Annotated in this window: 20 protein-coding genes; 12 read left to right on the top strand and 8 right to left on the bottom strand. The window is 62.8% G+C overall.

Annotated elements, in window-relative coordinates:
* The first annotated feature begins 100 nt into the window (after positions 1–100).
* The gene (locus COW1_RS07670) at positions 101–2,167 is read left to right on the top strand and encodes a TonB-dependent receptor (protein ID WP_201345923.1); all 2,067 of its coding nucleotides are present in this window, start codon (positions 101–103) and stop codon (positions 2,165–2,167) included.
* Entirely contained in the window at positions 2,167–2,679 is a 513-nt protein-coding gene (locus tag COW1_RS07665) for a hypothetical protein (RefSeq protein ID WP_096365579.1), read from the top strand. The genes COW1_RS07670 and COW1_RS07665 overlap by 1 nt, the downstream gene beginning before the upstream one ends.
* Positions 2,680–2,931: 252 nt before the next feature.
* On the opposite strand, the gene COW1_RS07660 is transcribed toward COW1_RS07665, so the two are convergent.
* The 7 genes from COW1_RS07660 to COW1_RS07630 form a co-directional block, all read right to left on the bottom strand.
* On the bottom strand, positions 2,932–4,026 hold the full coding sequence (locus tag COW1_RS07660) for an MBL fold metallo-hydrolase (protein ID WP_201345922.1): 1,095 nt from the start codon (positions 4,024–4,026) through the stop codon (positions 2,932–2,934).
* Between the two features lie 380 nt (positions 4,027–4,406).
* Entirely contained in the window at positions 4,407–6,170 is a 1,764-nt protein-coding gene (gene soxB, locus COW1_RS07655; RefSeq protein WP_096365581.1) for a thiosulfohydrolase SoxB, read from the bottom strand.
* Between the two features lie 206 nt (positions 6,171–6,376).
* Positions 6,377–7,213: a sulfur oxidation c-type cytochrome SoxA gene (gene soxA, locus COW1_RS07650; protein WP_096365582.1), complete on the bottom strand. Its 837-nt coding sequence runs from the start codon at positions 7,211–7,213 to the stop codon at positions 6,377–6,379.
* Positions 7,214–7,272: 59 nt separating this feature from the next.
* Positions 7,273–7,587, bottom strand: a complete 315-nt coding sequence (gene soxZ / locus COW1_RS07645) for a thiosulfate oxidation carrier complex protein SoxZ (RefSeq protein ID WP_096365583.1) — start codon at positions 7,585–7,587, stop codon at positions 7,273–7,275.
* A 49-nt stretch (positions 7,588–7,636) separates the two neighbouring features.
* A complete protein-coding gene (gene soxY / locus COW1_RS07640; RefSeq protein WP_369801248.1) occupies positions 7,637–8,101 on the bottom strand; it encodes a thiosulfate oxidation carrier protein SoxY in 465 nt (154 codons plus the stop codon).
* A gap of 38 nt (positions 8,102–8,139) precedes the next feature.
* A complete protein-coding gene (gene soxX, locus COW1_RS07635) occupies positions 8,140–8,514 on the bottom strand; it encodes a sulfur oxidation c-type cytochrome SoxX (RefSeq protein ID WP_172844258.1) in 375 nt (124 codons plus the stop codon).
* Between the two features lie 373 nt (positions 8,515–8,887).
* Complete coding sequence (locus COW1_RS07630) at positions 8,888–10,330, bottom strand: M48 family metalloprotease (RefSeq protein WP_096365589.1); 1,443 nt, start codon at positions 10,328–10,330, stop codon at positions 8,888–8,890.
* Positions 10,331–10,488: 158 nt separating this feature from the next.
* Here COW1_RS07630 and COW1_RS07625 point away from each other — a divergent pair, with 158 nt between their 5' ends.
* The gene (locus tag COW1_RS07625) at positions 10,489–10,842 is read left to right on the top strand and encodes a rhodanese-like domain-containing protein (RefSeq protein WP_096365591.1); all 354 of its coding nucleotides are present in this window, start codon (positions 10,489–10,491) and stop codon (positions 10,840–10,842) included.
* Positions 10,843–11,053: 211 nt separating this feature from the next.
* Entirely contained in the window at positions 11,054–11,284 is a 231-nt protein-coding gene (locus COW1_RS07620; protein ID WP_096365593.1) for a sulfurtransferase TusA family protein, read from the top strand.
* A gap of 174 nt (positions 11,285–11,458) precedes the next feature.
* Here COW1_RS07620 and COW1_RS07615 read toward each other — a convergent pair whose 3' ends face one another.
* Positions 11,459–12,850 (bottom strand): OmpP1/FadL family transporter, encoded by a 1,392-nt coding sequence (locus COW1_RS07615; protein ID WP_096365595.1) that lies wholly within the window; start codon positions 12,848–12,850, stop codon positions 11,459–11,461.
* Between the two features lie 267 nt (positions 12,851–13,117).
* On the opposite strand from COW1_RS07615, the gene COW1_RS07610 reads away from it, so the two are divergent.
* The 8 genes from COW1_RS07610 to COW1_RS07575 all read left to right on the top strand — a co-directional run bounded on the left by COW1_RS07610 (position 13,118) and on the right by COW1_RS07575 (position 24,380).
* Positions 13,118–14,560, top strand: a complete 1,443-nt coding sequence (locus tag COW1_RS07610) for an OmpP1/FadL family transporter (RefSeq protein ID WP_096365597.1) — start codon at positions 13,118–13,120, stop codon at positions 14,558–14,560.
* A 174-nt stretch (positions 14,561–14,734) separates the two neighbouring features.
* A complete protein-coding gene (locus COW1_RS07605; RefSeq protein WP_201345921.1) occupies positions 14,735–15,646 on the top strand; it encodes a hypothetical protein in 912 nt (303 codons plus the stop codon).
* Between the two features lie 224 nt (positions 15,647–15,870).
* Positions 15,871–16,962 (top strand): methyl-accepting chemotaxis protein, encoded by a 1,092-nt coding sequence (locus tag COW1_RS17010; protein ID WP_304941090.1) that lies wholly within the window; start codon positions 15,871–15,873, stop codon positions 16,960–16,962.
* A gap of 183 nt (positions 16,963–17,145) precedes the next feature.
* A complete protein-coding gene (locus COW1_RS07595) occupies positions 17,146–18,324 on the top strand; it encodes a methyl-accepting chemotaxis protein (protein WP_096365603.1) in 1,179 nt (392 codons plus the stop codon).
* Positions 18,325–18,529: 205 nt separating this feature from the next.
* On the top strand, positions 18,530–19,558 hold the full coding sequence (locus COW1_RS07590; protein WP_242466518.1) for an efflux RND transporter periplasmic adaptor subunit: 1,029 nt from the start codon (positions 18,530–18,532) through the stop codon (positions 19,556–19,558).
* Positions 19,555–22,770: an efflux RND transporter permease subunit gene (locus COW1_RS07585; protein ID WP_201345918.1), complete on the top strand. Its 3,216-nt coding sequence runs from the start codon at positions 19,555–19,557 to the stop codon at positions 22,768–22,770. The genes COW1_RS07590 and COW1_RS07585 overlap by 4 nt, the downstream gene beginning before the upstream one ends.
* A 197-nt stretch (positions 22,771–22,967) precedes the next feature.
* Positions 22,968–23,879, top strand: coding sequence for a selenium metabolism-associated LysR family transcriptional regulator (locus COW1_RS07580; protein WP_096365608.1), 912 nt, complete (start codon positions 22,968–22,970; stop codon positions 23,877–23,879).
* A gap of 120 nt (positions 23,880–23,999) precedes the next feature.
* Positions 24,000–24,380: a Crp/Fnr family transcriptional regulator gene (locus COW1_RS07575; RefSeq protein WP_096365610.1), complete on the top strand. Its 381-nt coding sequence runs from the start codon at positions 24,000–24,002 to the stop codon at positions 24,378–24,380.
* The last annotated feature ends 8 nt before the right edge of the window (positions 24,381–24,388 follow it).

The raw sequence follows: 24,388 nt of genomic DNA, 5'->3' as shown, positions 1-24,388 counted from the left end.
CGGTTCGATGACTTTGATCTATATCAAATACAAATAATCATGCGAATAATAATAATTCGTATAACAATATCATCATTCTTCAGCAAAGAGAGATTGTCCTGTGTGCAAGCGTTCTGGCATCGAAACCCTGGGCAGTATTCTGTCGATGTTTCCCTTTGTTGCCTTGATGATAGCCCCGGTGCTGGCTGAGGAGGGACCCATCGCGTTGGATGCGGTGTCTGTTACCGCCAAGGGTTATGAATCCGGCGTGCTCGACACCCCTGCGTCTATCATGATCATCGATCGGGAGGAAATTCGGCGCCGCAATCCCGATAACCTGGGTGAAGCCGTGCGTGGCCGGCCAGGCCTGGCGGCCACCTCCGACAGCGCTCACGGTCAGAATCCGGTCATCCGCGGTCTGAAAAAGGAAAGTGTGGTTCTGCTGGTCGACGGCATGCGGCTGAATTCAGCGCAACCGGCCGGGGCGATCGCCTCGTTCATGTCACTTGATCTGGCCGAGCGTGTAGAAGTGGTCAAGGGCCCGGCCTCGGTGCTCTATGGTACGGGGGCGCTGGGCGGGGCCATCAATGTGCTGCTGCCTCAGGCCCGCTTCCTGCCCGGCCATGACTTCGCTGCCAGCGCCGCCTATGAAAGCGCTAATCAGGGACTGCGAGGTACCGGCGTGATGAATGCTTCTCAGGACCATCATGCCGTAATGCTGGGCGTCTCGCTGGCACGCATCGATGATTACGACTCCCCCGGGGGCAGGGTCCCGCGTACCGGCTATGACTCCGATGCCTATATCGGCCAGTATCGTTACCGCCTGGACGAAGCCCAGCAATTGCGTTTCTCGCTGCAGCAGCAGGAAGACCGGGATATCTGGTTCCCCGGTTCTAGCAAGCCACACCCGCATCCGCTGATCGACCAGTCGGTCATCCATTCTCCTCAGACCCGCCGGCGGCTGGTCGAGGTGGGCTATGGTTTCGAGGGGGAGGGTGAGCGACCGCTAAATTTGGATTTACGGCTCTACCGGCAGGAGTTGCAGCGCCGGATCTTCTCCTTTGTCGAGCCGCAGGACTTCAACCTCGCCGAGACCGAAGTCAGCTTTGATAGCGATGGGCTGGATGTGCGGGCAGACTGGCTGGCTCACCCGGCGCACCTGATCTCCGTCGGAGCAAACGCCTGGCGCATGGAGGCCTCGCCGGAGCGTGATCTGCGCGACATGACCAATCCACCCGACTTCCCCTTTGCACGCAATGATCCCTTTCAGGATGGGCGCATTGAAGCGCTGGGCTTTTATGTGCAGGATGACATGCTGTTCGGTGATCTGAATGTCCTCGCTGGCCTGCGTTACGATCAGGTGGAAGGCGATGCCTCGGCGGTGGGTAACCCGCGGGTGACCACAGGCCTGGACAGTCGCGACAGTGCCATCTCCGGCAACCTGGGCGCGAGCTACCGCGTTTCACCACTGCTGCGCCCCTATGCCAGTCTGTCGCGCGGCTTCCGTGCCGGGGATATGCGTGAACGCTTCGAGTCCTCTCCCCGGGGCGATGGATTTTTCCATGTCGGCAACCCGCGTATCGAACCGGAAATCGCCCACCAGGTCGAGATCGGCGTCAAGGGTGCTGATGGGGCTCTCAGCTATAATCTCTCCGCCTACTATAACCGCATCAATGATTACATCACCGGACAGCCCACCAACCAGATCATGAGCGGCCGGCCCGTAAAACGTACGGTCAATCTGGGCAGCGTCACTATCACCGGGCTGGAGGCCGAACTGCACTGGCAGGCACTGCCGGGCCACTGGCTGTCCCTGGGCTACTCGCGTCTGCGCGGTGAAAACGATGATCTCGACGAGCCCCTGTACCAGATGCCGGCCGACGAAGTCTCGCTCGGTTGGAATGGCCGCTTGTACGCCGGCTGGACGGCCGATGCCGTTTTGCGCCTGGTGCGCCGTCAGGACCGGGTCGCCACCACTTTCAGCAACGCCACCGAGGATCCCACACCCGGGTTCACCACCCTGGACGTTGGTGTCACCTGGGAATATGCGCGGGAGCAGTCGCTGCGTCTGGCGGTGACCAATCTCAATGACAAGCGGTATCACGAGCATCTCACCGAGGGCATTTCCGGAGATGAGATCAAGCAGCCGGGCCGTAACTTTCATCTCATCTGGAAAGGGAGTTTCTGATGAACGGCAATCGCAGCTTTGTGCAACGTTTCGGCTGGCCACTGCTCTCCGGTATTCTGGCACTCATGCTCGCGGGCGTCCTGGCGTTGCTGTTGCTGCCAGGCCGTGTCGCAGAGACCCCCTCGAGCGACGGACGGATGCGACTGCTGCTCGAACCCGCCGAGCGCGATTATGTGTTGGCCGAAATGCGCGACCTTCTTGCCGCGGTCCAGGTCATCACCGAGGCCGGTCTCGATGGCGACATGGAGCGTGTTGCCGAGCATGCACGCCGCATGGGCATGGGTGGGGTTCGCAACATCCCGCCGGAGATCCGTGCGGGACTACTGCGCAAGCTGCCTGCGGAGTTCAGGCAGCTGGGCTTTTCCGTACACCAGGGAATGGATGCCATCGCCCTGGATGCCGAGTCCCTGGGCGACCCTGAGCACAGCCTGCGTCAACTCAGCAACCTGATGAACACGTGCATCGCCTGCCATTCCGGCTATACCGTTATGCCTCCTCCGACCTCGCCTTGAACACATATGGGCCAGCCGGAGGCTGATTTGTTCGGGGCTTCAGTCCTTGCGCAGCGGGCACTCCAGCAAGCGCCGGTCCTCGCTGGTAGTGCGCAATGCGGCCCTGGTGTGGCGGCGATTCAATGCCAGTTCATGAGTTTGCCTGGGCCGGTAAGCCTTCAGGCCAGACTTACGTCGTATCTCCCGGCTGACCGTGGACTTGTGAACGCCGACGCTGGCGGCGATTTGTGCGAAAACCGCCTGAGACGCGACTCAGAACAGCGCCATCTCCATTTCCAAATAGACGAAATTGGCATTGCGCCTGTGGTTCTCCTCGTACAGGGGTACGTCAGCCCAGTCCGTGAAATGCGACTGCTCCACCGCCTCGCTGAGGGTGAGGCCGTCGTCGATGGCGGCGGCCATTTCGTCACGCAGGCGCTGAATGTAGGCGCGGGTCTTTTCGACCATGGGGAAGGGCGGGGTCTGGGCGCTGCCGTGGCCAGGCACCATCAGGCGGGCGTGCGGGAAGGTTTGCAGCAGCCAGTCCTGCGCCTCGAGGGCCTGGATGCTGTTGCCGTCGCCCATGAAGGTGGTGCGCTGGTTGAAGGCCAGATCCGAGATCCACAGAATGTCCTCTCCGCTCTGGTGCACCACCAGATCACCATAGGAGTGGTGTTTGCCGGCATTGTAGATATCGAAGCGTTCATCTCCCAGTTCGAGTGAATACGGAATGCCCAGTCGGGGTCGGTCGATGAGTACATCGGGCGCAACGCCCTCGAAGCCGCGCATGTCCGCGCCCAGGATGTCACGGCGGTAATCGGCCGATTCCTGTAGCACCGGTGTGCCGAGGTAGTCGAGGATGCCGGGATGGCCGATGACAGTGACTTCAGCGTCGAGTTCGCGAAAGGCGGCGGCGCCGTAGGCATGGTCCGGATGGCTGTGGGTGAGGATGAGGTAGCGGATCGGCCGGTCGGTGACACTGCGGATGGTGGCGATCAGGCGATGGCCGAGTTCCGGCGTGCCCAGGCTGTCGATGACCACTACCCCTTCGGTGGTGACCACGAAGCCGGCGTTGCCGTTGAAGCCACGGTTGCGCTCGTTGACCTGAGCGATATTGCCATAGAGGAAATAGGTGTCGGGCGCCAGCTGGTAATAGGGCAGGGGCCTGTCGTCCGGGGCGTCAGCATCGATGACGATGCGGGGCAGAGTGTCGGTATCGATGGCATTGGGCGGCAGCCGGTTGTCGGGATGGCGCTCGGCAGAACCGGGGTTCTGCAGGCTGCCATCGAGTTCTTCCGCTGCGCTGGCGGCTGCACTCCCGAGCGACAGTGTCAGCAACAGCGGCAACCATGCGCGGATTCGTGGCATCCCGTATCTCCTGTGTCGGTGTCTGATTTTGAGAATAGCAGCTGAAAATCCGCTTTGCATGCAGGGATATACAGAAGCAGGAGTGCCACGGAAAACACGAAATGCACGGAAAAATGATATGACAGCCTGTAGAACGGGTCAGCCCACAGGGCGTAATCCGACGCTCCGTGGTATCTTTCGGGTTACGCTTTGCTAACCCGACCTACGGGCTGCTGTTCTGTCTTCAACATCGCGCTGGCAAGGCTCCATTCGGCCATATGCCGGTCCGCCCACTCTTGAGTATCATGTTGTCCGTGCTTTCCGTGTATTCCGTGGCGCTCTTGTAAACAAAAAACGGCCGCGGATGCGGCCGTTTGCGGTGCGTGAAGAAGCCCTGCGGCTTACTGCTGGAAGGTCTTCGCCAGTCCGGGGTTGCCGGCCACGTTCTTCAGTTTCGGCGTGTTCAGCTCGGTGACACTGACCGTCTTCTGATTGCGCAGGTAGGTCGCCACCACGTCCCAGATCGGTCGAGTGTCCAGCGGCTCGCTGACATTGGCCCAGCCGGCCACCGCGTACTCCTTGTCCGGATCGATCGGCTTGCCGTTGAGCTCCATGTCGGAGATGCGGTTGCCGATGGTGGCGGTGGGGTCGATGCTGTACTTCAGACCGCCGACGCGGACCATGTCGCCGCCCTGCTGATAGTAGGGATCCTTGTTGAAGATGTTGTCGGCCACGTCTTCCAGGATGACCTTGATCCGCTCGCCGGTCATGTTGTTGAGCGTGGTCGAGGGATAGGTCAGCGCGGTCTGCGTCATCAGGTCCTCAAAGGTGATGGGCTGGCCGGGCAGCAGGCTGGTGCCCCAGCGGAAGCCGGGCGAGAAGGCGATCTCCGCGCCCATCTCCTCGATCATGGCGTCGCAGATCAGCTGGTCGAAGGTGCCGTTGAAGTTACCGCGCCGGTACAGGGTGGTATCGGTGACGGCCAGTTCCTCTGCCAGCTTGTCCTTGTAGGGCGCGCGTACCGCTTCGATATGGGCGCTCATCTCGGCGTCGGCCTCCAGCAGGTTGGAGAAGACCGGCAGCAGGTGATACTTGAAGTCGCGCACCTTGCCGTTCTTCACATCCAGGTCCAGCACGCCGAGGAACTTGCTGTTGGAGCCGGCGTTGGTGACCAGGGTCTGGCCGCCGCTGTTGCTGACCACCAGCGGCTGCGGCATGGCGTCGTGGGTGTGGCCGCCCATGATGGCGTCGATACCGCGCACCTGCGAGGCCATCTTGATGTCCACGTCGGCGCCGTTGTGGGAGAGCACGATCACCACCTGGGCGCCCTCGCCGCGGGCCTGATCCACCATCTGCTGCATGCGCTCGTCGCGGATGCCGAAGCTCCAGTCGGGGATCATGTAGCCGGGGTTGGCGATCGGGGTGTAGGGGAAGGCCTGGCCGATGATGGCGGTCGGCACGCCGTTGATCTCGCGGATCGAGTAGGGCTTGAAGATGGGGTCGCCCCAGTCGTTGTCCACCACGTTCTGGGCGAGGAATTCGATTCTGCCCTGGAAATCGTTCTCGATGATCTCCATGACGCGCTCGGCGCCGTAGGTCATTTCCCAGTGCGGGGTCATGATGTCCACGCCGAGCAGCAGCTGGGCGTCGACCATGTCCTGGGCGTTGGTCCACAGCGAGGTAGCCGAGCCCTGCCAGGTGTCGCCGCCGTCGAGCAGCAGGGAGCCGGGGCGCTGGGCGCGGATGCGCTTGACCAGGGTGGACAGGTGAGCGAAGCCGCCGACCTTGCCGAAGGTGCGGGCGGCTTCCTCGAAGTTCAGATAGGTGAAGGCATGGGCCTCGGGGGTCCCGGGCTTGATGCCGTAGTACTCCAGGAATTTCTCGCCCACCAGGTGCGGCGGACGCCCCCGCATGTCACCGATGCCGAGGTTGATGCTGGGTTCGCGGAAATAGATCGGCAGCAGCTGGGCGTGGCAGTCCGTGTAGTGCATCACCGATACATTGCCGAAGGCGGGGATGTCGTACAGGTCGCTGGATGCCGCGTTCGGTTTCACGCCCCCGGGCTGCTTCTGGGTGGACGATCCGGATTCGCAGCCGGACAGATGGATCCCCGACATGCCGGCGATGGCCAGCATCTGCAGGAATTCGCGGCGTGACAGACTCATCGATAACCTCCAGTGTACAAGGTGGAAAAGGGTAGACCGGCGCGAGGCAGGTACGGTGTCGCAGCCCGCCGTTTCTACAGCTACAGGGGGCGTTCCAGAGTGGACGTGCCCGGCCGACGGGTTATTCCATCAGGATGATTCAATTTTAAACAAAAAACCCGGTTTGGCGAACCAAACCGGGCTGATTGGCTGATCAGGTTATCAGCTTACTTGCGGGCACCGGGACCATTGACTTCCAGACCATTGCTCATGTAGGTGTGGAAGTACTCCAGGGCCTTGTACTCGTCGCTCTGTGCCGGGAACGGCTTGGCGCGGACCTGCTTGTTGCAGCCGCCGTAGCGACGGTGCAGGGTGCCGAGCTCGCCCCACTTGGAGCGGTACACCGGGAAGTGCGTCACATGGCCCAGGGCCGGGCTCAGCAGATCGGCACGGACGTTCCTGCCGGCGTTGTAGACGTGGCAGTCGGCGCAGGCCATGTTGAGCTGGCCACGCTTGGCATAGAAATGCGCCTTGCCGCGCTCGTAGGCCTCCATGGCGCGTTCGTCATCGGGGATCTCGATGTCGATCTCATTGCCACGCGAGGTATAGGCCATGTAGGCGGAGATCTGGGCGATCTTGCCCTTTTTCCAGCCCAGCGGTTCCTCGCCGTTCTTCACGCGGCAGGCGTTGATGGCGCCTTCCAGGGTGACGACCTCACCGCTCTTGGTGTCGAAGTAGGGATAGTTCTGACGGATGCCCTTGCCGTCGTTCTCGAAACAGCTGGCGTAGGTCTTGCCGTTCTTGAACGGGGTGTTGAACATCTCCTTGCCCGCGGAGATATCGATCTCGTAGGGCGGGAAGTCCTCGATGGCCTCCCACTGTTCCCGCGATGCCTCATCGAGTGCATAAACGCCGTTGACGTAATCATTCATGGGGACGTCGGGGAACCGCTTTTCAAAATAGGTCCGGAATTCCTTCAGATCTTCCTGCGGAGTGGCGCTGGCCGGTTGGGGGACCATCGCCACCATGCCTGCTGCGGCAACCGCTGCTAGGATTTTTCTCATTGATGCTGCCTCCTTCGGTTATCAGCCGGGACCGCACCAGCGGCGCGGTCCCGTCATCATTATGCGATTTTGGTTTCGATGGAGTCGCTCTCACCCTTGTTGTCAACCCAGCGCAGGGTCAGGGTGTCGCCTTTCTCGGCGCCCTTGAACCGGAAGGAGAGGTAAGGGTTCTTGGAAATGGCGGGGCCCCACTGCGCAGTCATGACGGTTTCGCCCTTGTGCTCGCAGACGACTTCCTGGATGTAGTGCGCAGGGATCGTCTTGCCTGTCTTGCTGTCCTTGCGCAGACCGGTTTCCATAATGTGGCTGATCAGGGCCTTCACCGTCGTGGTGTCGCCGGAAAGCCTGGCGCGAATCTTGATCGTGTTTGCCATTGTACTAAACCTCGTTTCGTAAGAAATATCCGCTGAGTAGGGTCGCTGATCAGCCGCCGCAGCCGCCGATGGTGACCTTGACTTCCTTGCCGGTGCTGTGGAGGGTGCCGCCGGCCTTGACCACGGCGATGACGCTGGAGGTCTCGCTCATCTTGATGCGGGTGGCCACGAAGCCTTCCGCGCGGGGACTCATCACATAAGCGGAAGTCAGCGGAGTATTGTTCTTTTCCGCAATGATGCTGATGCTCTCGACTCCGTCAATCGATGTTTCGACGGAGATCGGCACCACGGCGCCGTTCTCGGCGATGTCGGGAGCCTTGATCTCGATCTTGTCGCTGCCTTCGAGCTGGCTCTGGCCTACCAGCGCGTTAAGGGCATCGTCCACTGAGGTGGCCTTGAAGGCATCCTTGGGCCAGGCGGCCAGGACTGTGCGCGGTGCGAGCAGTCCGCTGCCGACGGCAATGCCCACGGCGCCTGCTGCCAGTGAGCCTTTGAGTAGGGTTCTGCGTTTCATGTTCGTCACGACGTTTCTCCTAACTGGACTGTATCCTGTTAAAGCGTGTAGATGAATTCAACCACCTTGTCGATCTCGTCCTCGGACAGGATGTCATGGCGTCCGAAGGGAGGCATCATCGAGTTGGGGTTCATCTTGGTGGAATCCCAGATCTGGGCGCGCAGCTTGGACTTGTCGGGGAACCGCGCCTTCATGGCAATCAGGGGCGGGCCGATGTTGCCGGCGAGATCGCCGCCTTCGATCTGGTGGCAGGCAAGACAATTGCCCTTCTTGCGGTCAAAGGCAATCTGCTTGCCTTGTTCGATGACAGAAGCCTCCTCGGCGGATGCGCTTCCGATCGGTGCCAGTGACATACTTCCGAGCAAGATCGCAACGGAAGCGGCGGACGTTATGATGCTTTTGCCTTGCCGCATCTGTGCCTCCTCAGTGGTGTGGGTGTTGTGTGTTGATGTCATGTAACGTCAGGGTGCCAGCATAACCAAGCCCCTGGGTTGGGGATGATTCGATGCTCCGACAATCGAATATAGACTCATGAAAATACAGAGTCAAAGCCGCTGTCGTCAATCGCGTCAATCGGATGTCGCCTGGCACGGACCATCCTCCTGCAGTCTCGTGTCGCGGTATGAAACAACCTGTTTCATCACCGGCGGTCCGGGTCATCACTTGCGTATGCGTGCGCCTGCGTACCCCTTAGGACGAGACGGCACAGAGAAATATTCCACACCTTTCGTCCCGTGAATACGATTCTGGCTGCTGCCGCCTGAATGCGGCCTGAACGTGACAGGGTCATTCCTGTTCCCGCTCGGCGAGGGCTTCGCGCTTGAGCCGGGCCAGCCGGGCCTCGAGCCGCGAACTGGAGTAGAAGTCCTGCGGTTTCTGCTGCAGGGCCAGTTCGTACTGCTCGATGGCGGCGTGGGTCTGACCGTTGCGGTAATAGTACTCGCCCATGGCCTCGTAGGCCTCGGCCGGGCGGTCCAGGCCGCTGGCGGCCTTGGCCAGCAGCCGGTACAGTTCGGGGTCGGTTGCGTCCGGGTGCTGACGCACCTGCCGGTTGAGCAGGTCGTAGGCCGGCTGGTGCTCCCCGGCATGCACCAGCGCCTCGGCATAGTAATGACTGATGACAGGATTGCCCGGGTACAGCGTAATGGCAGCCTGGTAGGTGTCGAGCGCGCGACGGGTCTGGCCTTCGCGGCTGTGGGCCTGCGCCAGCGCAATCCGGTAGGCGATACGGTCGGGATCGGCCTCGTGCAGGGCGCGCAGCAGCGGTATCGCCTTGTCCGCCTGGCCGGCCAGGATATAGGCCTGGGCCAGGCCGTAATCACGGGCGGCCGGCGGGAGGCGGTCGCTGCCGATGTCGCTGAAGTAATCGACCGCCGCGCCCGGCTCCAGCGTTGCCGCCCGCAGCTTGGCGCGGATGAGGTAGAAGTTGAGTGACTCCTCCACCGCGCTGCGCCCCATCTGGTCAATGCGGGCCATGGCGTCGGCAATGCGGTCGCTGGTGACGGGATGGGTGCTGAGAAACGGCGGCGGAGTGCCGTAGTAGCGGCTCTGCTGCTGCAGCCGGTCGAAGAAACCGGGCATGCCGGCGGGGTCGAAGTCGGCGTCGCGCAGGGTCTGCATGCCGATGCGGTCGGCCTCCTTCTCGTTGCCGCGGGTGAAGTTGATCTGTTGCTGGATACTGCCGGCCTGCACGCTCATCAGCGCGGCCTGGCCGGCCTCGCTGTTCTGGGTGGCGATCAGGATGGAGGCCAGGATGGCGGCCGCCGTGGGCAGGTTCATGCGGCTGGCGCTGTCGTAGGCACGGGCGAGATGACGCTGGGTCACGTGAGCGATTTCATGGGCCATGACCGCGGCCAGTTCGCTTTCGCGCTGGGCAGCCAGGATCAGACCGCTGTGGGCTCCGATATAGCCGCCGGGTGCAGCGAAGGCGTTGATGGAGCTTTCCCTGACAATGAAAAAGGTGAAAGCCCGGCCCGGCTCACTGCTGTGCGCGGCCAGGCGGTTGCCCAGGCTGCGCAGGTAATTGACGATCTCGGGATCGTCGACGAACTGGACCGTCTGACGCAGCCGTCGATAGAAGGCCTCGCCCAGTTCCTGTTCCTTCTGCGGGCTGACCACCTGGCTGGCCGGATCGCCGATCTCGGGCAGCTGCAGGGGGTCGTCCGCCAGGGCAGGGGTGAGCGCGGTGGTGAGGGCCAGCAGGGGCAGGCCGAGCAGATTTCGCAACATCAACGTCATGGATCCGGGAATCGTATCCCTTACTCTGACACCGGAAACGGACAGGCGTTCACGGCAGTGGACGGCGACCAGCTTGCGGCCTGCCGGCAGAGTTGGCAATATATTCAGAATATCATTATTAACTAATATATAGAGGAGGTCTGATCCGCATGCTGGGAATCAAGGAGATCGATGCCGCGTCCCTGGCCGAACTGCTGGAGGCCCGGGGGGAATCCGTGCGCCTGCTGGATGTGCGTTCGCCCGAGGAAATGGCCCAGGGCATGATCGCCGGCGGCGAGGCACTGCCGCTGCACCTGCTGCCGCTGCAACTGGACCAGTTCCGCAATGAGCGCCGCACCCTGGTGTTCTACTGCCGCAGCGGGGCGCGTTCGGCGCAGGCCTGCCAGTTTCTCGCCCGCCAGGGCATCCGCGCAGAACTGATCAATCTGCGTGGCGGGATCATCGACTGGGTGCGTACAGGGCAGCCGCTGGCGCCGCCGACGCGCCAGGCCGCCTATGCTTGAGCCGCTTCAGACGGGCTGCTAGGGTGCCGCTAAGTTCCCTGGTCCGCTGCGCCGGCGGCGTCGGGCCGGACTTGCGTTTATACGGATCATCCCGTATAAGTGCGTACTTCAAAATTGCTGGATACCCGTCAGTCTGAAGTTCGCGCTGACCGTGATCGTTACCGATTCACCTTCGTTTATACTTGAGTGTAATTCAGAGGAGTACTCATACATGGCAAATTTCGACGAGGAACTGGATGCATCCGGCCTGAACTGCCCGCTGCCCATCCTGCGTGCCAAGAAGGCGCTGGCTGGCCTGGGAAGCGGCAAGGTTCTGCATATCATCGCCACCGATCCGGGTTCGGTTAAGGATTTCGAGGCCTTTGCCAAGCAGACCGGCAACGAGCTGATGGAATCCAAGGAAGATGGCGGCAAGTACCACTTCCTGATCAAGAAGGCCTGAGCCGGCTCACAGCGGTTCACGTTCTCTGCCGGCAACGGCAGCAAAAAAAGCCCCGCATCAGCGGGGCTTTTTTGTTGGTGGCGTAGGATGGGTGGAGCGTAGCGCAACCCATCGGGTGTCCGGAACGATGGGTTGCGGCGCTTACGCGCCTCCACCCATCCTACGCTGATCGGCTCATTGGAAGTTCCACACCAGCTGGGCGCTGAGGATATCCACCGAACTGTCATACTCGCCGGTGATGGTGCCGGCCGTGCTGCTGGTATGGTCGATGTCCGTATCCTTGACGAACAGATGGGCGTAACCGACATCCACCCGCATGGTCCGGCTGGGGCTGTAGGAGGCGCCCACGGCCAGCCAGCGGCGGTCATTGCCGGGGATGCGCGGGGTGCGGGTCTGGGCGTCCGGGATGGGCTCCTCATCGAAGGCCACGCCGGCGCGCAGGGTCAGGCTGGAACTGTGCCGGTAGTTCACGCCCAGCGAATAGCGATCGCTGTTCGACCAGTTCTCCGGGGTGACCGAGTCGGGTTGGCTGGAATCGAACTCGATGCGCAGTTCCTCGAAACGCTCCCAGCGGGTCCAGGTGTAGTCGGCCAGCAGGGTCCAACGGTCGTTGAGCTCGTGCGACAGGCTCAGCGAGACGCTTTCCGGCAGATCCACCCCGGCATTGACATCGGTCGGGACGAACAGGTCCTGGCCGGTGAAGAAGGGGTGGGCATTGTTGAAACTGGCATCGCCCTGCAGGTCCTGCTCGACCTTGGAGCGGTAGGCCAGGCCGATGCGGGTGCCCGGCTGCACCTCGTAGAGAAGCCCGAGGTTGAAGCCGAAGCTCCAGTCATCGCCCTTGACCTCGGCCAGGGCGTCGGCCCCCTGCGGAGTCAGGCCGAGCGGATCGCAGGTGGCCTGGGCCGCGGCCAGGGCAGCCGCCTGGCTGGCGCCGCCGGCCAGGCTGGCCTGGATCACGCCGCCATAGCAGCTGCTGCCCTGGTCGATGGCCTGGGTCAGTTCGGCCTCGATGTACTGGGCGCTCACGCCGGCACCGAGAGACAGTTTCGGCGTGGCCTGCCAGGCCAGGCTGGGATTGATGTTGATCGTAGTGACCTCGGACTTGATGCCATGGTAGCGGCCCACCCAGTCATCGTCGTACTCGGTGGCCAGGCCGAAGGGCGCGTTGATGCCCACACCGAACACCAGGTCCTCGCGCAGCGGCATGGCGTAGTAGAGGTTCGGGACCAGGGCCGCGCCACCGGCATCGCCGCCATCGCCGCCTGTGGCCACCGGATTTCCCAGGGGGTCCGTGGCGGTGCCGGAGAACTCGGTGCTGGGGCGCACGATGTGACCGGCCACCACCAGCTGCCGCCCTTCCAGCCGGGTCAGGCCGGCGGGGTTGAAGAATACCGTCGAGGCATCCTCGGCACTGGCGCCGGCGCCGGCATAGGCATTGCCCAGGCCGCTGGCACTCTGCTCGATCAGGGCGAAGCCCGCGGCCTGGGCCGAACTCCAGGCGCCTGTCATCAGGATGGCGCCGATCAGCGGGGTGGCAGACGGTTTTCTGGCGATCCGGTTCATCTTGATTCTCTCTCCCGTGTCATGGTCTGGCATTGAGCCGTGCAGAACTCGCACAGCGGCATAGGTTGCTTGAGTGCGCCGCCTGCCTCGTCCGAATACTTGTTGCGATTCTGCAACAAACGAATCTTCAGATTAAACAGGCATGTTCCTTGCTTAGTTCATTCCTGTTTGACAATTTTGGCCTAGCTTGACATTCTGTTGCAATCGCCGCAATAGCTTGTCGCGAGAAAACAACATATCTGGATTCCGCCAGGAGGGAGAATCAAAATGGTACGCACGTTCAAGGCTTCACTCGTCAGCTTCGCCGTGGCCGCGGCGCTGGCCGCCCCGGCCGCCTACGCCACCAACGGCTACTTCAAGATCGGCTACGGCACCAAGAATCGCGGCATGGCCGGTGCCGGCATCGCCTACGCCCAAGACTCCCTGGCCCCGGCCACCAACCCTTCCGGCCTGTCCTTTGTCGGCAACCGGGTGGATTTCGGTGTGGAACTGTTCAGTCCCAAGCGTGAGGCCCAGCTGGACGCGACCGCAATCGGCGGTACCGATACCGGCAAGGTCGACAGCGGCGCGACCCTGTTCGCCATCCCGCATGCCGGCTTCGCCATGGATATGGGCAACATCACCGCGGGCCTGAGCATCACTGCCAACGGCGGCATGAACACCCGTTACAATTCCAACCTGTTCACGGATGCATTTGCGCCGGCGATCGGCTGCAACGGCTCGGCCTTCTGCGGCGGTGTGCCTTCGGGCTTCGCCGGCATGATCGTGGGCATGGGCGGCACGGTGCCGGATGCCGTGCTGCAGGGGATCGGCATGAACCCCAACCTCAATCCCTCGCTGGGTGTGAACCTGTCCCAGGTCATCATCGCCCCCACCGTCTCGACCAAGCTGAATGAAAACCACTCGGTGGGCGGCTCGCTGCTGATCGGCTACCAGCGTTTCCGCGCCTACGGTCTGGGCCTGTTCCAGCCCCTGTCGAGCGATCCCACCAGCGTCACCAACAACGGCGACGACGATGCCTGGGGCGCGGGTCTGCGCGTGGGCTGGACCGGCAAGATCAGCGACAGCCTGACCCTGGGTGCCCAGGCCTCGTCCAAGATCTACATGCAGAAGTTCAGCGACTATGAAGGCCTGTTCGCCGAGCAGGGCGATTTCGACGTCCCGGCCCAGTTCGGCGTCGGCCTGGCCTTCTCGCCCACCGACAAGACCACCATTGCCGTGGACGTGCAGCACATCATGTACGGCGATGTGGATTCCATTGCCAATGACGGCCCGACCGCTGACGAGTTCTTCGGGGCGCTGAGCCAGGTGCTTCAGACGGGCGCTTACGCCGGTGCCGGTCGCCTGGGCGATGACGACGGCTGGGGCTTCGGCTGGGATGACATCACCGTGATCAAGGTCGGCGTGAACCACCGCTACAACGAGAAGTGGACCTTCCGCGGCGGCATCAACTACGGCGAGAACCCGATCGACGACGACCAGAACCTGTTCAATATTCTGGCGCCCGGCGTGGTCCAGACCCATGTCACGGCCGGCTTTACCTACCATCCGAGCCGCTATCAGGAATTGTCGGTCAGCTACATGCACGCCCTCAATACCGATCAGGACTACAGGTTCGCCGGCACCGGCGGCTTTGCCGGCTTCAGCTATGACACCGAGATCGGCATGTACCAGAACGCCCTCGAGATCAGCTACGGCATGAAGTTCTGAGCCAGCCGGATCGAAACAGGAGAGGGATGGCGTAGGGAACACGCCGGCACAGGGGCCATGGTGACATGGCCCCTGTTGCGTTCAGGTCCTGTTAAGGGCTAAATAACTAACGTTTTACAACAGTCTGCCGACAAGGCAGACAACCACCTTGGGAATGAGGGACAGGAGGCAATAATGAGAATGTTCAACTATCTGAAGCAGGGGCTGCTGATTGCGGTCTGCGCCCTGCTGCCGTTTGCCGCCAGTGTGCAGGCGGCGGACAAGTTCAAGCCCTTCGTGCTGGCCGAACGTGGACCGGGCGACATGGAGGAGAAGGTCGCCGAGGTCAAGGAATCGCTGCGTGACGCCGGCTTCGAGGTCGTCGGTGACTATGTGCCATTCGAGGATTCGCATGTCATCATATTTACCAGCGATGCCATCAAGAGCGTGGCTGCGTTGACCGAGTACGGTGGTTTCGCCATGGCGCAGCGCGCTGCTGTGGTCAAGGTCGGCAACGAACTGCAGGTGTCCTACGTCAACCCCGTGTACATGGCCCACGCCTACCGCCTGCGCAGCGATTTCTCCAATACCTCCGAGGCGCTGGCGCAGGCGCTGGGTCGGATTCAGGAGTTCGGCTCGGAAGACGGCCTGAGCGAGCGCAAGCTGCGCAAGTACCACTACACCTTCGGCATGGAATATTTCCCGGATGTGTATGAACTCGCCGAGCACAGTTCCCACCGGGCCGCCGTGGCTGCCGTGGAGAAGAATCTGCAGAAGGATGACGGCGTCGAGCCGCTGTATCGCATCGACATGCCCGGCAAGGATGTCACCATTATCGGCGTCTCCATGGCGGCCGGAGAGGACGGCGACAAGTACATGGATGACGCCTTCCAGATGTCGGTGGTCGACTTCGGCGAACTGAAGAACTCCGCCTATCTGCCCTACGAGATCATGATTACGGGCAACAAGGTCGTCGCGCTGCACATGCGCTTCCGCATGGCGGTGCATTTCCCGGATCTGAAGATGATGGGCTCCAACAGCTTCATGAAACTGATGCCCAGCCCGGCGGCCATCGAGAAGGCCCTGAAGGATGCCGTGAACGAGTAGGCCGGTATCCGGAGCCGGATCCAGCTCGAAAGCCCCGCGACAGCGGGGCTTTTTTTGTGTCCGTGTCCCGTATTGGGGGACTTGCCATTGACTTTTCCCGGGTAAAGTTTTAAGGCGCCGGGACGCTACAGGGGTAACGCGTCGAGCGGGACAGGCCCGACGTGAATGAGGGGGAATCAATCAAGAGGGACGCAACGGTCATGGTCAAGACCTGGATAGAGAAGTTGAAAGGTGTCGCAGTCTGGTTTCCCGCCGGAGCGCTGGTGATGGCAGGGGTGCTGGATGCCCTTGCATTCGGCGGTTCCGGCGGTTGGTATCTGGCGATCGGGGCGCTGGCCGCTCTGCCGTCGCTGCTGGTGCTGCGCGCCGGCAGGCGGCGTGATCAGGCCTGGGGACAGGCGCTGGCGGCCCTGGCCGGCGGCGAGGCGGCCCGGCTGAGCCCGGCCATGCAGCGTGATGCCGCTATGGTCGAGGCCTTCAACCGGGTCGATGCCCGGATCGCCGAACGTGAAGCTGCGCTGGAACATGTGGCGGCGAGCCTGCAGGGCGCCATGGGGCAGCTGCAGGGCTTGATCACGACGGTCAGCAGTTGCGGCAATGACAGCGGCCAGCACGAGGCCAGCGTGGCGGTCGACGAACTGGTGCAGGCCGTCGATGAGATCGCCCGCAATGCCGCCTCGGCTGCCGAGTCCACTCACCAGGCCCTGAACGAATCCGAGACCGGCAAGGTCACCATGACCAATGCGCTGGGTTCCATGTCCAGCCTGACCGATCAGATCGGCAAGGCCGGCGAGGCGGTGGAACGCCTGAGCCAGGAGAGCGTGAACATCGGTGCGGTGCTCGACGTGATCCGCGGCATCGCCGAACAGACCAACCTGCTGGCCCTCAATGCGGCAATCGAGGCGGCAAGGGCCGGCGAGCAGGGGCGGGGTTTTGCCGTGGTGGCCGACGAGGTGCGTCACCTGGCCAGCCGCACCCAGTCCTCCACCCAGGAAATCCAGGACATGATCGAGGCCCTGCAGGGCCGCGCCAATGAAGCCGTCAAGGTCATGGGCGAGGGCACCAGTCAGGCCGGCGTGGTGGAGGAGATGCTGGAAAACGCCACCATGTCGCTGGCCGAGATCGGCGGTTATGTCCAGACCATCGATGGCATGAATACCACCATCGCCAGTGCCGCGGAGCAGCAGAGCGTCGCAGTGCAGTCCATTCGCGAGGTGGTGCGCAATAACCAGAACCAGGCCGACAATGCCCAGCTGGTCGAAAGCGAACTGCAGGCGGTGATCGGACAGATTGAGCAGATCCAGACCGCGCTTTGAGTCGGCCGCCGGGCTGGGAATCGACCCGCAAGTGAAGCGGGCGCCTGAAAATGGCCTGGATGTTGCTAATTATTCCGTGGGTAGGACGTTCAGGGTGGAAGAGGGGGGTCCCTGCGGCGGAACTTCTGCAATGCCGCCGGGGATAATGACCTGGATTCAGAGACGATTGATGGATGGTACGTTATGAAACCGAGCATTTTGCGTAATCTGCTCATCGCCTGCGTAGGCTTCGGCATCCTCATGGGGGCTGCCTTCCCGGTCTTCGCCCAGTTCTTCGTGGACTGGAAGGACGGCATGTTCACCTGGTTCGTGGCCGGCTGCCTGACGGCCGGTGTGGTACTGGGGGTGGTGAACTACTGGCTGGTCAATACCATCCTGCTCAGCAAGCTGCGGCGCATCTCCGAAGTGGCCAATGCCATTGCCCAGAACGATGTCTCGCACACCTGCACCATGGAAAGTCATGATCTGATCGGCGAGATCATTACCAGCTTCAATCAGATGGCGGACAACCTGCGCAGCGTGATCGGTGAGATCAGCGGCGCGACCGCCCAACTCGCCTCGGCGGCCGAGGAAATGTCGGCCGTGACCGATGAGGCCAGCCGTGGTGTGCAGCAGCAGCAGTCCGAAATCGAACATGTGGCCTCGGCCATGAACGAGATGACCACCACCGTGGGTGATGTGGCCCAGAACGCGGCCAATGCGGCCCAGCACGCCCAGCAGGCCGATGCCGATGCCAAGGGCGGCGCGCTCGTGGCCACCGAGGCCCTGGGCGGGATCGACAACCTGGTCAACGAAATGGAGCGCGCCGGCGGCGTGATCCACAAGCTGGAGACCGAATCCGAGAACATCGGCATGGTGCTGGACGTGATCCGCGGCATTGCCGAGCAGACCAATCTGCTGGCGCTCAATGCCGCCATCGAGGCCGCACGCGCCGGCGAGCAGGGACGGGGTTTCGCCGTGGTGGCCGACGAGGTGCGCCACCTGGCCAGCCGTACCCAGCAGTCCACCCAGGAAATCCAGGAGATGATCGAGCGTCTGCAGGTGGGGGCGACCGATGCGGTGAAGGTCATGCAGGAAGCTCAGAACATGGCCCGTGAGAGTGCCGAGCAGGTGGAGAAGGCGGCCGAGTCGCTGGGTGGCATTGCCGCGGCCGTTTCCCAGATCAATGACATGAATACCCAGATCGCCAGTGCCGCCGAGGAACAGAGCGCGGTGGCCGGCGAGATCAACGCCAATGTGGGTAATATCCGGGATGTGGCCGACAAGACGGCCGCCGGGGCCCAGCAGACGGCCTCGGCCTCCGAGGAACTGGCGCGGTTGTCCGCCACCCTGCAGGGCCTGATGGGGCGCTTCCGGATGTGAACTGATCCACGTCAAACCCGGTACGATTCTCCGACGACCCGCCTTAAGGCGGGTTTGTCGTTTTCAGGACACACAGGTAAATTAGTGATACATGTAGGTCGGGTTAGCGCAGCGTAACCCGACAAGTAGCGGCATGTTGGGTTACGGTACTACGCACCTAACCCAACCTACCTGGTGGGTGATGGAGAAGCAGCGAATGAGAGTAATGTTCATACTGGCTCTGGGCGTATTCGCACAGGCGGCGCTGGCGCAATTGCCCACCGCGCCGGTGGAGCGCAGCACAGTCCCCTACCGGCAGTGGTTCGACGGTGCGATCGAGGCGGTGCACCAGGCGACGGTGTCGGCCGAGACCAGCGGGCGCATCACGGCGATCCATTTCGATGTCGACGACTATGTCGAGCGCGGCGCCGTCATCGTGGAACTGCGCGATACCGAGCAGCAGGCCCGCCTGCGCCAGGCCGAGGCAGCCGTGGAGGAGGCCCGGGCCCGATTTTCCGAGGCCCGTGACGAATACAATCGCATCAAGGAGATCTACGCCCGCAAGCTGGTCGCCAAGGCCGCGATGGACCGCGCGACCTCCGAGTTCAATTCGGCCCGGGCCCGGCTGGAAAGTGCGCGCGCCGCGCTGGAGGCGGCGCAGGAACAAGTCGGCTATACCCGCATCCGCGCGCCCTATGACGGCATCGTGGTCGAACGCCATGCCGAGGTCGGCGAGATGGCCAGCCCGGGCATGCCCCTGATGACCGGCATCTCGCTGGAGCAGCTGCGCGCGCTGGTCAGCGTGCCGCAGCGTTATGTGCATGAGGTGCGGGCGCTCGCGCAGGCGCAGATCCGATGGGGGCTGGAGGAAAGCGAGCAGGTCGCCAGCGACAGTATCACGGTCTATCCCTACGCCGACGGTGCCAGCCATGGTTTCCGGGTGCGCGTCGACCTGCCCTCGGCCAACGGCTACGGACTCTATCCCGGCATGCTGGTCAAGGTCGGCTTCGTGGTCGGGGAGCAGGAACTGCTGACCATCCCCGCTGCGGCGGTGGTCCACCGCAGTGAACTGACCGGCGTCTATGTGCTGGACAGGCAGGACCGCATCAGTCTGCGCCAGATCCGCACCGGACACCCCTACGAGGGCGATCGCATCGGCATCAGCGCCGGGCTGAGCGAGGGGGAGCGGGTGATCACCGATCCGGTCCAGGCCGTGGTTGAACTCAAGCGTCGCCAGACGGAGGCAGGCCAGTGAGCGACCGGCTCGGCTTTTCCGGGCGGGTCGCCCGGACCTTTCTCGATACCCAGATCACCCCCCTGCTGGCGCTGCTGGGCTTCCTGCTCGGGGTGCTGGCGGTGCTGATCACGCCGCGCGAGGAAGAACCCCAGATCAATGTCACCTTCGCCAATGTCTTCATTCCCTTTCCCGGTGCGACCGCACGCGAGGTCGAGCAGCTGGTCACTACCCCGGCCGAGCAGGTGCTGTCCGAGATCGAGGGGGTCAAGCACATCTATTCCGTCTCCCGCCCCAACCAGGCGGTGCTGACGGTCGAGTACGAGGTCGGCGAGGAACGCACCCAGGCTATCGTGCGCCTGTACAACGCCATCTTCTCCAATCAGGACTGGCTGCCGCCGAATCTCGGCACCCTGCAGCCCATCATCAAGCCCAAGGGCATCGACGATGTCCCCATCGTCACCGCGACCCTGTGGACGAAGAATCGCAACCGCGGCGCCTACGAGCTGCAGCGGGTGGCGCATGCCCTGGAGGCCGAACTCAAGCGGGTGCCCGGCACCCGCGAGATCGCCACCATCGGCGGCGCCGACCGGGTGGTGCATGTGCTGCTGGACCTGCCGAAGCTGGCCGGTTATGACATCGATGTCGCTCAGCTGCGCCGTGCCCTGACCGCGGCCAATCATTCCAGCGACAGCGGCATGCTGGTCGGTGGCAACCGCGAGATCCCGGTCCGGGCCGGCGATTTTCTCAGCCACCCCGAGCAGGTCGCCGAATTGGTGGTCGGCATGCACCAAGGCCAGCCGGTATACCTGCGCGACGTGGCCGAGGTGCGCTACGGGCCGGATCAGCCGGAGCAGTACGTGCGTTTCGGCACCGGCGTCGCGGCCGCGGACAAGGGCATCGAGGCCGCAGGCGAATTCCCCGCCGTGACCCTGGCCATCGGCAAGAAGCCGGGCACCAATGCGGTGGATATCGCCAACGCCGTGATCCAGCGCTTCGAGCAACTGCGCGGCACCTTCATCCCGGATGATATCGAGGTGACCTTCACCCGCGACTACGGCAAGACCGCCAACGACAAGGCGCAGACCCTGATCAAGAAGCTGGCCTTCGCCACTGCGCTGGTGGTCGGCCTGGTGCTGATCGCGCTCGGCTGGCGCGAAGCGGTGATTGTCGGCCTGGCCGTGATCATCACCCTGGCCATCACCCTGTTCGCCTCCTGGGCCTGGGGCTTCACCCTGAACCGGGTCTCGTTGTTTGCGCTGATCTTCTCCATCGGCATCCTGGTCGACGACGCCATCGTGGTGGTGGAGAACATCCACCGCCACATGAGCATGGGCGGACGCTCGCTCAAGGAGGCCATCCCGCTGGCGGTGGACGAGGTGGGCGGTCCGACCATCCTCGCCACCCTGACCGTCATCGCCGCACTGCTGCCCATGGCCTTTGTCACCGGCCTGATGGGGCCCTACATGAGCCCGATCCCGATCAATGCCAGCATCGGCATGCTGATCTCGCTGGCCGTGGCCTTCGTGGTCACGCCCTGGCTGGGCTACAAGCTGGTCGGCAGCCATGGCGCGGGCGAGGGCGGCGAAGGCGTGCCGGCCGGGTTGTACGCCTTCTTCAGTCGATTCGTCGGCCCCTTCCTGCGCGGTCGTCAGGGCCGCATGAAGCGCCTGCTGCTGGGCATCATCACCCTGGTGCTGATCGTGCTGTCGCTGGCCATGGCGGTGAACCAGTGGGTGGTGCTGAAGATGCTGCCCTTCGACAACAAGTCCGAGTTCCAGGTCGTGCTGGACATGCCGGAGGGTACCACACTGGAGCAGACCACCCGGGTGCTGGACGAGATGGGTGCGGCGCTCTCACAGGTGCCCGAGGTCACCGACTACCAGATCTATGCCGGCACCGCTTCGCCCATCAATTTCAATGGTCTGGTGCGTCAGTATTATCTGCGCAGCGAAGCGCACCAGGGCGATATTCAGGTCAATCTCCGGGACAAGGCCGAGCGCAGCCGCAAGAGCCACGACATTGCCCTGGCGGTGCGCCCCATGCTCGCGGCCATCGCCGAGCGCTACCAGGGCAGTGTCAAGGTGGTGGAGATGCCGGCCGGACCGCCGGTGCTGTCGCCGCTGGTAGCCGAGATCTATGGCCTGAGCTATGCAGGCCAGATCGAACTGGCCGGCGAACTGAAGCAGGTCTTCGCCGACACGCCGCATGTGGTCGATATCGACGACAGCGTCGAGGCCGCCGCCCCCCAGTTCTATGTGGCCGTCGACCGCAGCCGGGCGGCGCGCTTCGGCCTGGCGCAGTCCGGCGTGGTACAGGCCATGACCGCCGCGCTGTCGGGCGAGGACGTCACCTACCTGCACACCGGACACGACAAGTATCCGGTTCCGGTGCGGCTGGAACTGCCGGTGCAGGACAAGGACCGGCTGGAACGGTTGCTGGCCATGGAGCTGATCGGCGAGGGGGGGCGCAGCGTGCGTCTGGCCGACATCGTCGAGGTGCGCGAGGGGCTGCGCGAGCGCGCCATCCAGCACAAGGATCTGCTGCCGGTGGTCTATGTCACCGCTGATGTGGCCGGCGGCGTGGACAGTCCGCTGTACGGCATGTTCGACATCGTCGGCCAGTTGCAGGACAACACCCTGGGCCGGCCCGAGCCGATCGAGCAGCATTTCATCGACCAGCCGGAGAATCCTTATAGATACAGCCTGAAGTGGGATGGCGAGTGGCAGATCACCTACGAGACCTTCCGCGATATGGGCATCGCCTATTCGGTCGGGCTGCTGCTGATCTACCTGCTGATCGTGGCCCAGTTCCGCTCCTACCTGGTGCCGCTGATCATCATGGCGCCGATCCCGCTGACCGTGATCGGGGTGATGCCGGGCCACGCCCTGCTGGGCGCGCCCTTCACCGCCACCTCCATGATCGGTATGATCGCGCTGGCGGGCATCATCGTGCGCAATTCCATCCTGCTGGTGGATTTCATCAACCACGAGGTCGGGCGCGGGGTGGCCTTCGAAGAGGCGGTACTGCGCTCGGGAGCAGTGCGGGCCAAGCCCATCGTCCTGACCGGTCTGGCGGCGATGCTGGGGGCCTTTTTCATCCTCGACGACCCCATCTTCAGCGGTCTGGCTATCTCGCTGATATTCGGCGTGTTTGTCTCCACTCTGTTGACCCTGGTGGTGATCCCGGTGCTCTACTATGCCGCCCGCTGGCGTCGCCATGCCGCGCCCTGAGCGGATAGCCACATTAATATATTTTATATTCTCTCGTTTGCTGCTAGGATTGGCACCCGCCTGAAAATGGCAGATGCTTCAAAAACAATTGCATAGCGCGGGAAGGATGGGGTGTGCGGCGCAGCCTGCCATTCGCACCGAGGGGCCCCGTCACGTCCTGCAGCTTCAACCCCGGATAAGGCAGTACAGAGAGAGTCATGGCTGATCGCAGATTGCAGGTCTTTCACACAGTGGCGCGTCTGCTGAGTTTCACCAAGGCGGCGGAGACGCTGCACATGACCCAGCCGGCCGTGACCTTCCAGGTCCGCCAGCTGGAAGAACATTTCAACACCCGCCTGTTCGACCGCACCCACAACCGTATCAGTCTGACCGAAGCCGGCCGCCGGGTGTTCGAATACTCCGATCGTATCTTCGATCTGTACAACGACATGGAAAACGCCGTTCGCGAGATGACCGGCGATATCAGCGGCGTGGTCATGATCGGCGCCAGTACCACCATTGCCGAGTACATGCTGCCCGCGCTGCTGGGGGATTTCCGCAACAAGTACCCGGACGTGAATGTGCAGCTACGCGTATCCAACACCGATGGCATCGTCTCCATGGTGGAGAACAACATCATCGATCTGGGTGTGGTCGAGGCCCCGGTGACCAACAAGAACCTGGTGGTGGAAATCTGCCGCATGGACGAACTGGTGGCGATCGTGCCGCCCAGTCACCCGCTGGCAAAGAACAAGGTGGTCAAGATCGAGGACATGCTGAAGTACCCCTACATCTGCCGCGAGGAAGGCTCCGGCACGCGCGAGGTGATCAGCGAGTACCTGGGCCAGGCCGGGGTGAATATGACCGATATCAGCGTCTGCATGGAGCTGGGCAGCCCCGAGGCGGTCAAGGGCGCAGTGGAGGCGGCGATGGGCGTGTCCATCGTCTCCCGCGCGACCATTCAGAAGGAACTGAAGCTCCAGACCCTGGTTGCCCTGCAGCTCGAGCCCAGACTGGAGCGGCCTTTCTCCTTCGTGCACCAGAAGCAGAAGTTCCGGCACCTGGCCATGGACGAGCTGCTGGAATTCGCCCGCCATTACTGCAAGACGCATCAGGACGACTGGGAGTGATCGGGCTGTAGAATGGGTGGCGCGAAGCGCAACCCATCATGGCGCGGCATGTGCTGATGGGTTGCGGCGCGGCGCGCCTTCACCCATCCTACAGGTTCTGGAAGCTGCTTAAGAGAGAACATGTCTGCAGATGAAGCCAGGTTGACGGAACTGTTCCGGGAACTGGGCGAGGCCGACCGCCACGCCCTGATCCGTTACGCCGAGTTCCTCGCGGGCCAGCCGGCGACCCGACCCGCGCTGCCCGTGGCGACCGAGCCGGCCGAACCGCTGTCGCCCGAGACCCCGAAACCGATCCCGCGGCCGGAGTCCGAATCCGTCATCAAGGCGGTCAAGCGTCTGTCCGAAAGCTATTACATGCTGGACAAGAACAAGCTGCTCAACGAGACCTCGCCGCTGGTGACCGAGCATGTTATGTACGGCAAGGCGGCCGAGGAGGTGATCGACCGGCTGGAGACCGTGTTCGAGGAGCACTACCAGGCCTATCTCGAGCGCTGGTCCTGAATCCCCGC

The organism is Thiohalobacter sp. COW1 (assembly GCF_016629505.1).
In the GTDB taxonomy this organism is placed as follows: Bacteria; Pseudomonadota; Gammaproteobacteria; order Thiohalobacterales; family Thiohalobacteraceae; genus Thiohalobacter; species Thiohalobacter thiocyanaticus_A.
This window is presented reverse-complemented; position numbering and strand designations above follow the sequence as displayed.